Consider the following 15,608-nt stretch of genomic DNA (forward strand, 5'->3'; position numbering starts at 1 on the left):
CCAAATCGGCTATACCTTTTTTGACTGGGTATAGCCATTTTTTTGTAACCATTGCAGTATCTTATCTCTCTGGTCACCTTGAATAATTACTTCTCCATCTTTAACTGCTCCCCCTGTTCCGCAATAATTCTTGAGCTTTTTTCCCAGGTCCTCCAGGTCATCATGTAGTCCAACAAATGACTGGATAACTGTCACCGTCTTTCCACCCCGGTGTTTGGTCTCCATTCTTACCCTTAATTTTTGCTGGGAAGGGATAAGCGTTTCCCTTACCTCCTGTTCTTCCTCTTCAAATCGAAAGTTGGGATCTGTGCTGAACACAAAACCATTTTTATCGCTTTTATTCTTTTTTGACATTTTCTTCAGTTTTCAAGTCAAACTATTACAGCCTTTAGACTAAGGTCAAGACTTTTAGCCTGGTGTATCAATCCGCCTACGCTAACGAAATCAACACCTGTAGCGGCATATTCTTCTATAGTTTCCAGGTTAATACCACCACTGGCTTCTGTCTCAAAAGCCCCGTTAATGAGTTGTAACGCTTTTTGTATATCCCGGGGTGTAAAATTATCCACCATTATGCGATGTATCTTTCCTTTCCCAGTTTCTATTGCCATAGCAACATCTTCAAGCGTCCTGGTTTCCACTTCTATCTTCAGGTCCGGCCTGTATCGCTGCACATATTCATGCGCTCTTGTAATTGCCTCCTTTATACCACCGCAATAATCAATATGATTGTCCTTCAGCATGATCATATCAAACAATCCAAACCGGTGGTTCACACCGCCACCGATCCTTACAGCCTCTTTTTCCAGGAGGCGAAAATTGGGGGTAGTCTTTCTTGTATCAAGTAATCGCGTTTTATACCCCTTTAACTTATCGGTATAAGACCTTGTCAGGGTGGCAATCCCACTCATTCGTTGCATACAGTTCAATACCAGTCTTTCCAATTGCAAAATAGTATGCACATTGGTCTCGACTTCAAAGGCTATTTCGCCTGCATGCATTGTTTCCCCGTCTTTTTTATGACGGATGAAACGGGCGGCAGGTTTCTTATATAGGAAAATCTTCTCGGCTACATCAACGCCCGCCATTATACCAGCCTGCTTGATCTTTAATACAGCCTTTCCTTTTACATCGGCTGGTATGCAACACAGGGTAGAATGGTCGCCATCTCCTACATCCTCGGTCAATGCAAAATCAATGAGCCTATGCAAACGGGTATCGAAATCTATCATATGGCAAAAATAACCCTAAGACCTGCATCTGGGTTTGTCGAAATGAATATTTACCAAAAGGAATAAAAGCAGTCTCCCGGACATAAAAATCCCGCTTCTGTGAGGAAGCGGGATAACCGATTTAAGTACCTATATGGACTGGAATCTAATTTCTTTCACCAATTGCCTTCCATTCTTGGTTTTCATAAAAACCGTTGTTCTGTAACTTCCTGATCGGGTAAGTAGCAATCCTATACAAAACTGGCTGCCTCCATTGTCACCTTTGTGTGTTACAGTAAATCCCCTGACGCCATTATTATTAAAGAAATCCTGGAGGATCATAATTGCCTGTGCCCTGCTGTAGCTATCGCTTTTATCAGGTAGTGAGATCTCGATATTATCATCAACATACTTCGAAAGCTCAGTAGCATTACCTGTTTTCAATGCCCCTATAACATCTTCCAAACCAGTGAGGTTTTTGAAGGCGGCAAGGGTGAAAAATAAAGCTGCACAACTAAGAGTAAAAATATATTTCATATACATCGGTTTGTTCGCGCCTGCATGAACGAAAAATGTGCCATAGTTTTGGTGCGCTGGTTTGCATACTAAAATAAACAAAACCTTTACGTTTTAATAGCTTTGCACCATTTCATATACTTTAGACTATGCCGAAAAGAAAAGTTATACTAGTTATTATGGATGGATGGGGTTTAGGAAAAGTTCCTTCTTCAGACGCCATTCAGCACGCAAATGTTCCCTTTGTCAGCTCTTTATATGCAAAGTACCCTAACAGTACTTTAACAACCTGCGGTGAAGCCGTTGGTTTGCCGGAAGGACAAATGGGTAATTCAGAAGTAGGTCATTTGAACCTTGGAGCCGGCCGCATTGTGTACCAGGAATTACAACGAATAAATGTTGCCATTCGTGAAGGCATGCTGGCTAAAAATAAAGTCATATTGGATTCCATCCTTTATGCCAAGAACAATAACAAGCCCCTTCACCTGCTTGGTCTTGTCAGTAATGGAGGCGTTCATTCACACATAAACCACCTGAAAGCAATCCTTTCATTGTGTCAGGAACATGCTTTACAGCAGGTATACATCCATGCCTTTACCGACGGTCGGGACTGTGACCCTAAAAGTGGCCTGGAGTTTATTACAGAATTAGTTGAGCATGCACGCAATACCGTGGGGCAGGTAGCCACCGTAAATGGCCGCTATTATGCTATGGACAGGGATAACAGGTGGGAAAGAGTGAAACTCGCTTATGATGCCATGGTAAATGGAATTGGGGAAAAAGCCAATGACCCTGTTGAAGCCATAAAAAATTCTTACAGTGAAAATATTACAGATGAGTTCATAAAGCCCACTGTACTCACTTCTGAAAACGGGGAACCAGTTGCTACTATAAAAGGTGGAGATGCCGTGATCTGTTTCAATTTCAGAACAGACAGGTGCAGGGAGATCACGAAAGCGCTAACTCAGGTGGATTTCCCTCAATTCAATATGCATACTTTACCCTTGCATTATACCACTATGACTGAGTATGACGCTACTTTTAAAAATGTACACGTCATATTTGAAACAGACAACCTGAATCACACAATTGGAGAAGTAATAGAAGAAAATGGATTGAAACAAATTCGTATTGCAGAAACGGAAAAATACCCACATGTGACCTTCTTTTTCAGCGGTGGAAGGGAAAAGCCTTTTGAAGGAGAATGCAGGTTAATGTGTCCTTCCCCTAAAGTGGCCACATATGACCTGCAACCAGAAATGAGCGCCTTTGAAGTAACCAATGCTATTGTGCCTGAAATTGAAAAAGAAGAAGCTTCATTTATTTGCCTGAATTATGCCAACGCAGATATGGTTGGACACACCGGAATTTGGAAAGCTGCGATAAAAGCAGTTGAAACCGTTGATACATGTGTGAAAAGAGTTGTCACCGCAGCATTACAACATGGTTATACCGTTTTCCTGACTGCCGATCATGGCAATGCAGACTATATGATCAACGAGGATGGATCACCCAATACAGCACATACCCTGAACCTGGTGCCATTTTTTATTATTGACAAGGAATGGAAAGGCAACATTCAACCAGGTAAGTTAGGTGACCTGGCACCAACTATTCTGACAATGATGGGATTGGAGATCCCGGTGGAAATGACCGGCACAGTACTCATAGATAATTGATATTGTACAGGGTGCGTGTAATTTGATGCTATATGAAACGGTGAACAGCAAAAACAATAGGTTCTGATACTCAATTAAGGTGGCTGATGGCCGCCTTTATTTTTACAAGAAACGGACAAAGGGTGCAGCATTTCAACAAAAAAATTGTCTAAATTACAGGCAACCAAAGTAAAAGTATGACCGAGGAAGCCATATTGCAAGGTTGTTTAAAAAACAATGCTGCAGCTCAAAAAGCACTCTATGAAAAGTTTAGTGCCAAGATGCTGGTGGTTTGTTATCGTTATGCTCATAATCGCGAAGATGCAGAAGACATGTTACAGGAAGGGATGATAAAAGTATTCTCACAGATCCATACGTTTGAAAGCAGGGGAGCCCTTGAAGGATGGATCAGGAGAATTGTTGTCCATACCTGCATCAACATTCTTAAGAAGAACAAACGATTTAATGAAAGTGTAGATCTCATTCATGCCAGCAGCTTACAGGTAAGGGAAGAAAGTATCCCATCCATTATCCAGGCAAAAGAAGTAGTAGAATGTATTCGCATGTTGCCCATTGGATACCGCACCGTTTTGAACCTGTATGCCATTGAGGGATTTTCGCATAAGGAAATTTCCGGGATGCTGGATATAGAAGAAAGTACCAGCCGCAGCCAATATACCCGTGCAAAAGCCATGTTAGAAGACGTTTTGATCAGGAAGAATATATTATATAAACCAAAGGAGGAGCCCCTGATAGCTGCTGCCGCGAGATAACCCATCCGTAAACCTTGACTGATTTATGAAGAGAAATTTTACACATGAAAACTTTGAAGAGTTCCTTCGTCAAAGTGCTGATGGATTGCGTATGCGACCCTCGGCAAAGGTATGGAAAGGTGTTACCAGCCACCTTAATAAAAGACGAAGAAGATTCGGATTTACATTAGGCGCTTTTTTTCTAACTATAGCAACATTTGGATACTTTATTATCGGGCAATCTGGTCCGGTCTCTAAAACACCTTTACAATCTTCCTTAGCTGGTCGTGCTACCACCAGCCAGGAAAACTTCGCTATACAAGGCCGACCCGGAGGATCAACAACTGGCAGTGGACAAAAACAGCTTGCTGCGCAGCCTAAACCTGTCCGTGTCAGTGCCCTTCAAAATGCTATAAGTACAAATAACAATTTTGAACAGCAACATCAAGATTTCCCTGGAGCCACAGAATTTTCTCCAACAATTGTAGATAGTTATTTTGATAACAATGCTGATACAAAATTCCAGGCTGCAGAACCGCCTAAAGTTGGCATCAACTATCCCCTTACCATTGAAAGCGTTACCAATAGTTTTAAACCTCTGAAGTTGAAGAAAAAGGTTGGCTTCCAGTTTTACTTTACTCCAACGGTAAGTTACCGCAAACTTGGTGAGAACAAATCTTTCCTTCGCTCCCAGCCAACAACTAATCCTAATTATGCCCCGGCACTTATATATGATGTCAATACAGTGGTCACTCACAAGCCGAACATCGGATTTGAACTGGGAATGGCTGCAAAATATCCTTTAACGAATAACCTGAAGCTATTAGGCGGGCTTCAATTTAATGTCAACCGTTACGACATTAAAGCTTATTCATCATTCACTTCCTCTGTTGCCACCATTATGTTCAATGGACGAACCAATAACCGGCCGGATTCTTTAAATACCTATTCAAGATATAGTAACAGCACAACGGGTTATAAATCCGACTGGCTTCAAAACTATTATATCCAGATATCTGCCCCTGTTGGTGTAGAAATGAGGTTGAGTGGCAATGACAAGGTTCAATTTGGGGTGGCTACCACTGTTCAACCTACCTATGTGTTGGGCGACAGGGCGTTTATGATCTCTACAGATTATAAAAGTTATGTGGAAGTGCCACAATTGGTACGTCGCTGGAACGTCAATACCTCCCTGGAAACTTTTGTTGGATATTCAACTGGTCAACTCAATTGGCAGGTTGGCCCCCAGGTTCGCTATCAACTCCTCTCCAGTTTTATCAACAAGTATCCTGTAAAGGAGAATCTTTTTGACTTTGGATTGAAAGTAGGGGTTTCTTTGAATAACCGATAGATCGCTATACTAATTGCTTTTGTAAACCCTGCAACAAGTTCGCAGGGTTTTCGTTTTATAGGATTGTAATTTTACCCCATGAATAGATTTCTGTTTATTGTTGGCGCTTTTATTTTTTTTACCGGATGTAAGAACCAAGCTTCCCCGGAAAAAAATCAGGAAGAAAAGGATGCCAGCTTTTTTCCGGTGGTTTCATTTATCAAAGGACAGATTAATAATATTGATACCTCCTTATACCGTATTGTTAAGGTAGAGACGATTGATACCAACAAACAAACCACCTATATTAAAAGAGAAGATTTCAGGAAGTATGCAAAAGACTTTTTAGAGCTGCCTGATATTGCATCTTCCAAATGGAAGGATGACTACCAGGAAACCAAAACCTTTGATGATGTCCTGAATAAGGTGATACTGAGCTATACTACAACTGTTGAAGATAACACAGTGAGAAGGGAAGATGTAATGTTAAATCCTACCAATGAATCGGGTAATAGCGAGGTGCAAAATATTATTATTAATACTTTAGAATCTGCAAAAGATTCATCAATAGAAAAAAACATGGTATGGTATGCCGGGAAAAGGTTTACCATTATTACCAAGGTTCAGAAAGCCAACCAGCCAGAAAAAATAAAAAAAATGGAAGTGATCTGGAATGATTTTTCTGACCATGCAAATATGTAGTAGTAACAGATAATGACGCAGACAGAATTTCAAAATATAGCCTCGACGCTCCCTTCATACCCCGGTATTTATAAATATTATGACAGTTCTAATGAGCTCCTGTATGTAGGGAAAGCAAAAAATATCCGAAAAAGAGTAGGTTCCTATTTCAATAAAACACTGGGTAGTTATAAAACGCACGAACTGGTAAAACGCATCAGGAAGATCGAATTTACCATTGTCAACTCCGAGCAGGATGCCTTTTTGCTGGAGAATTCCCTGATCAAACAATTCCAGCCCCTGTTTAACATCAACCTGAAGGACGATAAGACCTATCCTTATATTGTCATTAAAAATGAACCCTTTCCCAGGGTTTACCTCACCCGTCAGAAGATTGAAGATGGCTCTCAATACTTTGGCCCCTATACCTCAGTAAATAAGGTAAGGGAGCTACTTAATTTTATTAAGCAGACCATCCCTTTGCGCACCTGCCCTCTCAACCTGACACAAAAGAATATCGAAAAAGGCAAGTTCAAAGTTTGCCTTGAATACCACCTGGGTAATTGTAAAGGACCCTGCGAAGCCCACCAGTCAGAAGAAGATTACAATGAAAACATTGGGCAGATCAAGAACATACTAAGGGGAAAACTAAGCCTGGTGGTACAGCATTTCAGGAACGAGATGAAATACCATGCGGAATTAATGGAATTTGAGAAAGCTGAAAATGCCAGGAAAAAGATCCAATACCTCGAAAACTACCAGTCACGCTCAATTGTAATGAATACTTCTTTGGGGGATGTGGATGTCTTTTCCATTCAAAAAGAAGGTGAAATAGCCTATGTCAATTATTTGATGGTACAGAACGGCACCATAATTCAGACAAAGACAATGAAGGTAGAAACGCACCTGGATGAAAGTGTAGAGGAAGTGCTGGAGTTCACAATAGCCCAATTGCGTTCCACTTTTAACAGCGAGGCTAAAGAGATCATTGTACCCTTTCCCATTGAATACCCAGAGCCTGGCGTGGATATATCCATTCCAAAAGGTGGTGACAGGAAAAAGCTGGTGGAACTTTCAGAAAAGAATGTTCAATACTTTATTGACAGTCTCAGGGCTAAAGAGCGAATGCTGCTGGGCGTTAAAGACGCTGACCGTTATAATGTGTTGCTTCAGATCAGGGATGATCTGCAGTTGCCTGGCGTGCCCGTGCATATAGAGTGCTTTGATAACTCTAACTTCCAGGGAAGCTACCCTGTATCTGCTATGGTGTGCTTTAGAAATGGGGAGCCAAGTAAAAAAGATTACCGGCTGTTTAATGTAAAGACGGTTGAAGGCATCAACGACTTTGCTACCATGAAAGAGGCTATTTACAGGCGATATAAAAGGCTAAAGACCGAAGGTGACCCATTACCTCAGCTTGTAATAATTGATGGCGGTAAAGGCCAATTGGCCTCTGCAAATGAAGCTATCGAAGAATTATCCCTCCAGGGAAAAATGACGTTGGTTGGCCTGGCTAAAAATGAAGAAGAATTATTTTTTGTGGGTGACCAGGAATCATTGAAACTTCCTTATGACAGCGCCAGCCATAAATTGATCCGCCGTATAAGAGATGAAGTGCATAGGTTTGGTGTCAATTTCCACCGGGATAAAAGAAGTAAAGGCACTTTCAAAAATTCTTTGCAGGAAATTAAAGGAATAGGAAGCAGCACAGCAAACCTTCTTTTAAAAACATTTCGTTCGGTGAACAATATCAGGCTTCAGCCGGAAGAAGAATTAGCTAAAGTTGTTGGGGTATCTAAAGCGAAGATCGTTAAGAACTTTTTTAACCAGGAAGACTCTATAAAACCTTATTGATCCAAGAAGGTATAAAAAAATAAAGGGGCCGGAATGGAAATTCAGCCCCGTTTTTAAAATCCAATATCCTATGAAAAACCGAGATAAAAATACTACTATTTACCACATTTCCTACAGGTAATTACCACATTTTTTAAAAATATTTTTACGGCATGCCCGGACATAAAAAATCCCACCGAAGTGGGATTGTTATTTATGTTTCAACTTTGATTAGTAAGACCAGAGGTCTTGCTCATAGTTAAATATGCGTTCTTTGATATTATCTCCTTCCAGCAAGGCCAGGATAGGATCCTTGATCATTTGGCGAATAACCTTGTTTCCAGGATTATCCAAAGTTGATTTGGTAATATAACTGCTGAACATGCGGCTTTCAAAAAGCTCCTCCCATGTCATACGGCCATAGCCAAGGTTCTTTGGATTATAAACCTCGTATTTTGCCAATGTTTTACGCAGATCAGGATAGTAAACCCAGAACATTACTTCATTCTGTGTACTGTTACCTCTCTGGATTGTTTTAACTGGAGCTATACCCAGGATACGAACAAACAGGCGGCTGGCTTCACGGTCAAACACCCACTCTTCTTTGATACGTAGCTTCGTAATAGCCTTAGGATCAAAGCTTTCCTGGGATACTACCCATTTAACGATCTTATTGGGATCATTAGGATCTCTCACAGCATTGGTATCCAGTGGGCCACCGGAAGTTAAAGTACCCATTTCCTGACTACCTAAAGGCGTAGTGAAACGGTCATCTGAAAAGGCAACCACGCTGTCTTTTTTGATGGCATTCATCAAAATGTCGAAGAACATCTGGCTTCCATTATCATCCTCAGCTTCAAAGCGGAAGGGTTGGTTCATTTTTTCCCTTAAGTCCAGCTCACGCCAAACTTTCTCGGAATAAAGGGCATCATCCCAACGAAGGTGCTCATATGGAAGCGGTGTGCGCTCATTGATAAAGCTTTTATCTACGGCTCCATCAGGACGAAGAGATTTCTTCACCACTCCATTGGTATTGCTGGTAGAATCTCTTTCGACAGGAATATTTCCATAAGGATTATATCCCGAAGGAGGCTTCACATCATTATTTTGTTCGGTTTGTTGCACTCCCTGGGTCGCTGGCGCATTACCGCCTGCTGCTCTTTTCCTGCTGGTGCGCTGCGCATCAGCATTGATAAACAACAATCCAAGAACTAGTGAGAAGCAAACCTTTATCATATGGTTTTTCATCTTCAACCTGTTTTATTTAATATAATATACTAATGAAGGCAACTTCCTTGACCTGCCATCAGGACCGGTTGCACGGATACCATCCACAGTAACCAACCTACCTGGTTTCACCAGCCTGCTGATCATGCTTTGGGCTTTACCATTCCATGTATTACCAGTGCAATCTGCTGTTTCCACATCTCCTTCATCATTATCAATAGTGATAGAGAAACTGGTAACACCATATTTTAAGTCAAAAGGGAAGTCTTTGATATAAGCACCCACACCAGCCTGCGCTTTAAAGGCACCGGCATTGATGTTCTCACCTGAAGCATAACCACCAATGGTAGCCACCGGATCAGGAATGGTACGAACACGGAACTGGGAGACACCAGCCACTTTTCCATCAACGGAAACCGTGATCTTGGCATCATCTGTAACACTATTCACACGCACAACATACTTACCTGCTCCTACGCGGTTGATAGAACCACCGCCTCCACTGATGCCTACCTGAACTTTATCATCACCTCCACCGCTGGCAGCGATCGTTACAGGGTTGTCAACACCAATATACAGTACGTTCATTTTATCAAGAGCGATAGAAGCATTGGCTTGTCCTACAGTGTACTCAATAGTTTTATCAATGACCTGCTCTTTTCCTTCCTGGTCTTTGTAAACTATATGAACTGGTATGGTATGTTTACCAATACCACCACCGGCTAACTTCAAACGGGCGGCTCCATCCTGGTCAAGAGGTGCTCCCTGGCCGGCAATTGAAATTTGAGGTAAGGCAGCCTTACTGAAAGCTCCCACACCTGCAGTGATCTCGATGTCCTGTCCAGGCATCAGGTAATTGGTGCTTTGTCCAACGATAGCTCCAAAGCTGTCGTAACGGACTGTTACCTTACCAACCTGCTCATGGCAGAAAGCTACTACCCTGTTCTCAGATGTCTTAACGTCATTTTGAAACTTGATCAGCATAGTTACAGCAGCAACTGTAGGTACCATGTGGAAGTAAGCCTGCTCCCAGGTCTTATTTCCTTTATCCTGTGTAGGAGGTACGCCCAGGTCGATCTGCAGTGAGTTCTCAAACTCTTTAGCGATCAGCGGATCAATGGCGAGAAGATCTTTTTTATACTTGGCTAAACGATCGTGCAGATCTTTACCTTTCTTTTCTTCTACCATTATACGGGTAGCGATGTCAAGGTTATCCTGCTTAAAAGATGAATCACCGTTCTTTACAGGATCAAATTCAGCAGCTTTCATGATCTCACTCTTCAAATTCTCAATATACGTGTTCATGTCCTTTGTCAGGGCAACAGCAGATTGAGCTTTTGGCAACCAGATCTCGGCTTTTGGCCTTGATTCAGGCTGTGACATTTTATCCTGGAGCGACCCGATGATCGTTTCAGTAGAGTGATTGATCGTATTGTTAGTATTGGTTAAACTACGATTTACGGTTTTGAAGGCATTCAGGATCTCCGCCGATACGTTCAGAGCTAACAGGGCTGTTAGCACCAAATACATCAGGTTGATCATCTTTTGCCGTGGCTCTTTAGGTAGAGACATATAGGTTCAATTATTTAGTCGCTTAAAGAATGGTTTTTCGGTTGGTTTATATAACGTGTATACTGGTCGGATATTATCTTCCCTGCATAGCACTCAGCATATTGCCATAGATATTGTTCAGCCTACCTAAATTGTTACCTAATGTTGAAACCTGCTCCTGTACTTTCTTGGCATCATCGGCTGTTCCAATCATTACGCTGGAAGCCTCGGCCAACTTACCATAGAACTGGTTCAAAGCTTTCAGGTGGTTGTTGCTTTCCTGTAATTCCAGTTCATAAATTGTATTCAATGAAGACAGGTTTTTAGTCAATACCTGGATCTGGTCGTGGAAAATTCTTGCGCCATCAGAAGCAGCATTGAATGCGCCTACTGAATTAGCTGCATTAACATAGGCATCTTTAACGCTGCCTAATGCCTGGGTAACTTCTCTTGTTTTTTGAGTATAGTCACCTGTTGCTGCTACTACATCAGTGATGTCATTCATATTGCTGATGGTAGTATTCAGTTTTTTAAATCCTTCACCAAGACGGTTAAGGTTTGTTGGTGTGATATCAGCTGCCAGCATGGCCTTGTCTAAAGATCCTAATACATCACCAGGAGCAGTGGCTGCTGTGTGGGCAGGATGCTCATCAATGGCAGGATAACGTAAATACAGGATACCATAAACAAGGAACACCAAGGCTTCCGTTGTCAAACCTATTTTCAACCAGATATCGGCATCTGGTGCGTGAAGGATCTTTCTTAATGCACCCCAGATAACTACTGCGGCTGCGATAGATACGAATACGTCTACGATTTTACTTACTTTAGGAGGGATAGCTGCTGCCATAAGACATTGTTTTTAAAAGAATGGTTGGTTATAAATTTTCGGTACTAATAGAAATAAGGTGAAAGGAGGTCGCAAAAACCTCTAACACATCAATATGTATTATAAAATTATTTGCGACGACCACCAGACTGCGCAGGTAAATCGATTACCGTACGGAAGCCTATATAAGATTTTGTTGAGTCCTGGTATTCGTAAGTGCGGGTACCGGTCTGCAGGTAATAACCCACATCTTTCCAGCTACCGCCACGAATTACTTTACGTTTCATTTTGGGAGGATCGGAATCTTTGGCATTCCAGCGAACATCCGGGTTCATATCGTGCTGGAACGTATAAGATCCTTCATAATAAATAGAGGAGGTCCACTCGGCAACGTTACCACTCATGCAATACAGACCAAAATCGTTTGGCCAGTAAGCATCGGCACGAACCGTGTAAAATCCACCATCTTCAGGATAGTTACCGCGGCCTGGCTTGAAGTTAGCCAGCAGGCAACCTTTTTTATTTCTTAAATAATAGTTACCCCATGGGAACATAGATTGAGAACGGCCACCGCGTGCAGCGTATTCCCACTGTGCTTCTGTTGGAAGCCTGAAATCTGATTCCTGTGCTCTTTTCTTAGATTCCAGCCAGGAGTTCAGGTATTGAGTTCTCCACTCACAGAATGCACTCGCCTGTTTCCAGTTTACACCTACAACAGGATAATTACCAAAAGCCGGGTGAGCGAAGTAACGCTTGGTCATCGGCTCATTATAAGAATAAGAGAAGTCACGGATCCAAACCAATGTATCGGGGTAGATCTTCTCATCTCTCTTGATAAGGAAAGCAGAACGGGGTTTATTGGCGTTTTCTCTCTTAGCTGCTTCCTTCAGGTCAAATGTCTCTGAATGGTAGATCAGCTTGGAGGCATCGATTTCTTTTTTGCCAAAAATGCGGTCTTCCGGAGCCAGGATCAGGTCAGCCATTTGCTCCATCACCTTTGGATCATTCCATTTTACCGTCTTCATTTTATTCCAATCAACATACTCATTGCCGTCGCCATCAGCTTTTACATAGCCTAATTTTTTAGCAGCAATGGAGTCTCTTACCCACCAAACGAACTGGCGGTACTCATTGTTGGTGATTTCGGTGGCATCCATCCAAAAACCACTGATCGACACAGAGCGGTTACGGGCACTGAATGCATAAGCAGGATCTTCATCGCTGGGCCCCATATGAAAGGTTCCCTGCGGAATGTACACCATTCCGGGAGGCTTGGGCAGGACGTACTTATTGCCAGGTGCAATTCCATGCAGCTGACCGTCGTTCGGTAGCATTCCGCCTTTGTCTTTTTTTCCGATGATTCCACAACTTGCAAATAGGATTGTAGCTGCAAGTGCAGTTAGAGTGTAGTAGTGGTTTTTCATTTTCATACTCAAGGGTATTGGGCAAATATAACGTTTTGAGATCAACGATAACACAAGGTTAAAATTTATTTTTCTCATTTCCAAGTGGCCTAAAAATTTTTAGGCGTACCATCAAAAACGGTTCATTAATATGATTATTGTGGCAACAGTTTAAAAATTATTGCACTATAGTAGATCAAGCAAACCGGCTACGGAATCTACAGGTTGGCGGCATGCGTAATTTCTGCACAAATAGATGCAAATACCCTCGGAATCTGGCTTTTGAGCCAGTAAAGGATACTTTGGATCGGGTTTTTCAGCCCCCATCACCAATTCGAAGGGTATGGAAAGGGCTAGTATTTTTCCCAGGTACATTTGCGCGCCTTTGCCCAAAACCGCAATCTCATTTGTACCAAAAATAATTTCAAATAAATGTGAAAGCCATACACCAAAAGAGGTCGGGTACTTTAAAATGACCTCCCCGAGAGTTGTCGTCATCGCTTCAGATCTTGACCTCCAGTCAGCCCTGTCATATATGATGGAAAGTTTATAAAGATTGCGCGCCATGATCGAATTGCCTGAAGGGGTGGCTCCATCATAGATCTCTTTTTTGCGTACCAGCACATCCTCTTGTTGCAGGCTGGTAAAATAAAAAAATAACGAGTCTTCATCTGAAAACTGCGTTGAAACCCATTCAGTTACATCACGGGCAATGTCGAACCAATGAAAATTAGCAGTTACCTGTCCCAATTCAACCAGGGCCGCAATAAGGTTGGCATAATCATCCAAAAAGGCCGGGAACCTTGCCGTGTTCTCCTTCCAGGTATGGTAAAAGCCTCCATTCTCTGCCCGGAAGGCACGCAATAAAAACTCCATGTTCTTCTCTGCCACAGACCTGTAATGCATAATTCCTGTAGCTGCATATGCCCGGGTATATGCCATGTTCATAAGGGCATTCCATCCCAACAAAACCTTATCATCCAACAAAGGGCGTTGCCTTTTAGCCCGCTCCCTTAAAAGCTTTGTTTTGCCGCGGGCAATAACTTCTTCCAAATCAGCGATTTCCATACCATGCTGGCTGGCATATTCAGCAAGGGGTATTTTAATCCATGGTATCGATTTCCCTTCCCAGTTTCCACCGGGCTTTATATCATAAAAACCTGAAAATACTTCGGTATCATCCTGTAGTATATCCCATACCTCTTCATAGGTCCAGGTATAAAACTTGCCCTCCTCCCCTTCACTGTCAGCATCCAGTGCACTGTAAAAACCCCCTAATCCATGCATTAATTCTCTTTCAATAAAACTGAAGCTTTCTTCAATGATCTTTAGATAGGATTTATTGCCGGTCAATTTATAGGCATCAGCATAGGCTATTATCAGTAAAGCGTTGTCATATAACATCTTCTCAAAATGTGGTACCAGCCATTCCGTATCAGTTGAATACCGGGCAAACCCACCCCCCACCTGGTCATATATGCCACCCTGTGCCATTTTATCTAAACTGATTAATGCCTGTTGCAGTGCAGGAAATCCGCCAGTTTCGCTACCAGCAACATTATGTTTTTCAATCAGTTGATGGTACTGGAGCAGGAAGGATATCGTAAATGTTTGTGGAAATTTTGGAGCCTTGCCAAATCCACCCCATTCCAGATCTGCTGCCCTCATGATGTTTTGGAAAGCTTCTACTATACTTTGTTTGTTAAAATCAGCTTTATCCTTACCCTTTACAGTTCCAAATAAATTGGAAGATTTTAAATGTTCAGTGAGATTATTGGCCTGGGTTTCTATTTCTTCATTTTTCTCTTTAAAAGCCTCTGAAACAGATAATAGAACTTCTGTCCATGAAGCACGGTTAAATGCTCTTTGTGGTGGAAAATAGGTGCCCCCATAAAATGGTTTTTTTTCCGGAGTTAAAAAAACGTTCAGCGGCCAGCCTCCACTACCACTGATAGCCTGGACGGCGTCCATATAAATGTGATCCACATCTGGCCTCTCTTCCCTGTCTACTTTGATATTGATGAAGTTCTCGTTCATGATGGCAGCAACCTGCTCATTTTCAAAGCTTTCTCTTTCCATTACATGGCACCAGTGGCAGGCTGAATAACCTATACTTACCAGCACTGGCTTATTCTGCTCTTTTGCCTTATGAAATGCTTCTTCACTATAGGGATACCAGTCCACAGGATTATGAGCATGCTGTTGCAGGTAAGGACTTGATTCATTAATGAGCCGGTTGGAAAAAGGGTGCATATGACAAAGTTAGGTGGAGATAATGGGTAGAATTTTTATCCATTAAGAATTTTCCTATGATCTACATCCATAGATGAGCAAATGAAGCCTACACAAATACCCCACTTCCGACTAGTATGAACCGCCTTTGAGCCGCCTTTGAACCGCCTTTGAAACGCCTTTGAACCGCCCCTTTAAAGAGGCGGTAAATTCCCGGTACATATATGGCTGATCCATAGGATAAAGTTGGTTGATAGTGCTATTTGATTAGGCCGAAATAGCAGAGTGATTGGGTAGTGTTTAGATAACTGTGTAAAGGGATAGGGAGGCACAGCAGTTGGAAGATGAGGATTACCTCTGCTGCTGTTGCCGGACGATATTGGTT

13 protein-coding genes are annotated in these 15,608 nt (G+C 42.1%); 5 read left to right on the forward strand and 8 right to left on the reverse strand.

Going from position 1 to position 15,608, the window contains the following annotated elements:
• Positions 1 to 9: 9 nt before the first annotated feature.
• The 3 genes from BP74_RS17270 to BP74_RS17280 form a co-directional block, all read right to left on the reverse strand.
• Positions 10 to 354, reverse strand: a complete 345-nt coding sequence (locus tag BP74_RS17270) for a translation initiation factor (protein WP_496375968.1) — start codon at positions 352 to 354, stop codon at positions 10 to 12.
• 17 nt (positions 355 to 371) lie between these two features.
• The gene (nadC, locus tag BP74_RS17275) at positions 372 to 1,232 is read right to left on the reverse strand and encodes a carboxylating nicotinate-nucleotide diphosphorylase (RefSeq protein ID WP_496375970.1); all 861 of its coding nucleotides are present in this window, start codon (positions 1,230 to 1,232) and stop codon (positions 372 to 374) included.
• 129 nt (positions 1,233 to 1,361) lie between these two features.
• Positions 1,362 to 1,748, reverse strand: a complete 387-nt coding sequence (locus BP74_RS17280; RefSeq protein WP_496375972.1) for a DUF4783 domain-containing protein — start codon at positions 1,746 to 1,748, stop codon at positions 1,362 to 1,364.
• Between the two features lie 128 nt (positions 1,749 to 1,876).
• On the opposite strand from BP74_RS17280, the gene gpmI reads away from it, so the two are divergent.
• The 5 genes from gpmI (at position 1,877) to uvrC (ending at position 8,002) form a co-directional block, all read left to right on the forward strand.
• Positions 1,877 to 3,406, forward strand: a complete 1,530-nt coding sequence (gpmI, locus tag BP74_RS17285) for a 2,3-bisphosphoglycerate-independent phosphoglycerate mutase (protein ID WP_496375974.1) — start codon at positions 1,877 to 1,879, stop codon at positions 3,404 to 3,406.
• Between the two features lie 176 nt (positions 3,407 to 3,582).
• Entirely contained in the window at positions 3,583 to 4,158 is a 576-nt protein-coding gene (locus BP74_RS17290) for an RNA polymerase sigma factor (RefSeq protein ID WP_496375976.1), read from the forward strand.
• Between the two features lie 25 nt (positions 4,159 to 4,183).
• Positions 4,184 to 5,488 carry a hypothetical protein gene (locus BP74_RS17295; RefSeq protein WP_496375978.1) on the forward strand — a complete coding sequence of 435 codons (1,305 nt, stop codon included), beginning with the start codon at positions 4,184 to 4,186 and terminating at the stop codon, positions 5,486 to 5,488.
• A gap of 78 nt (positions 5,489 to 5,566) precedes the next feature.
• Positions 5,567 to 6,169: a hypothetical protein gene (locus BP74_RS17300; protein WP_496375980.1), complete on the forward strand. Its 603-nt coding sequence runs from the start codon at positions 5,567 to 5,569 to the stop codon at positions 6,167 to 6,169.
• Positions 6,170 to 6,181: 12 nt separating this feature from the next.
• Complete coding sequence (gene uvrC, locus BP74_RS17305) at positions 6,182 to 8,002, forward strand: excinuclease ABC subunit UvrC (RefSeq protein ID WP_496375982.1); 1,821 nt, start codon at positions 6,182 to 6,184, stop codon at positions 8,000 to 8,002.
• Positions 8,003 to 8,212: 210 nt separating this feature from the next.
• Here uvrC and porN read toward each other — a convergent pair whose 3' ends face one another.
• From porN to BP74_RS17330, 5 genes are all read right to left on the reverse strand, one after another.
• Positions 8,213 to 9,229: a type IX secretion system ring subunit PorN/GldN gene (porN, locus tag BP74_RS17310; protein WP_496375984.1), complete on the reverse strand. Its 1,017-nt coding sequence runs from the start codon at positions 9,227 to 9,229 to the stop codon at positions 8,213 to 8,215.
• A gap of 12 nt (positions 9,230 to 9,241) precedes the next feature.
• Positions 9,242 to 10,780: a type IX secretion system motor protein PorM/GldM gene (gene porM / locus BP74_RS17315; protein ID WP_496375986.1), complete on the reverse strand. Its 1,539-nt coding sequence runs from the start codon at positions 10,778 to 10,780 to the stop codon at positions 9,242 to 9,244.
• A gap of 73 nt (positions 10,781 to 10,853) precedes the next feature.
• Positions 10,854 to 11,609: a type IX secretion system motor protein PorL/GldL gene (gene porL, locus BP74_RS17320; protein ID WP_496375988.1), complete on the reverse strand. Its 756-nt coding sequence runs from the start codon at positions 11,607 to 11,609 to the stop codon at positions 10,854 to 10,856.
• A 107-nt stretch (positions 11,610 to 11,716) separates the two neighbouring features.
• Positions 11,717 to 13,090 (reverse strand): T9SS ring complex lipoprotein PorK/GldK, encoded by a 1,374-nt coding sequence (porK, locus tag BP74_RS17325; protein ID WP_496375990.1) that lies wholly within the window; start codon positions 13,088 to 13,090, stop codon positions 11,717 to 11,719.
• 87 nt (positions 13,091 to 13,177) lie between these two features.
• Entirely contained in the window at positions 13,178 to 15,244 is a 2,067-nt protein-coding gene (locus tag BP74_RS17330; RefSeq protein WP_496375992.1) for a thioredoxin domain-containing protein, read from the reverse strand.
• Between the last annotated feature and the right edge of the window lie 364 nt (positions 15,245 to 15,608).

It is taken from the genome of Flavisolibacter ginsengiterrae DSM 18136 (genome assembly GCF_059568575.1).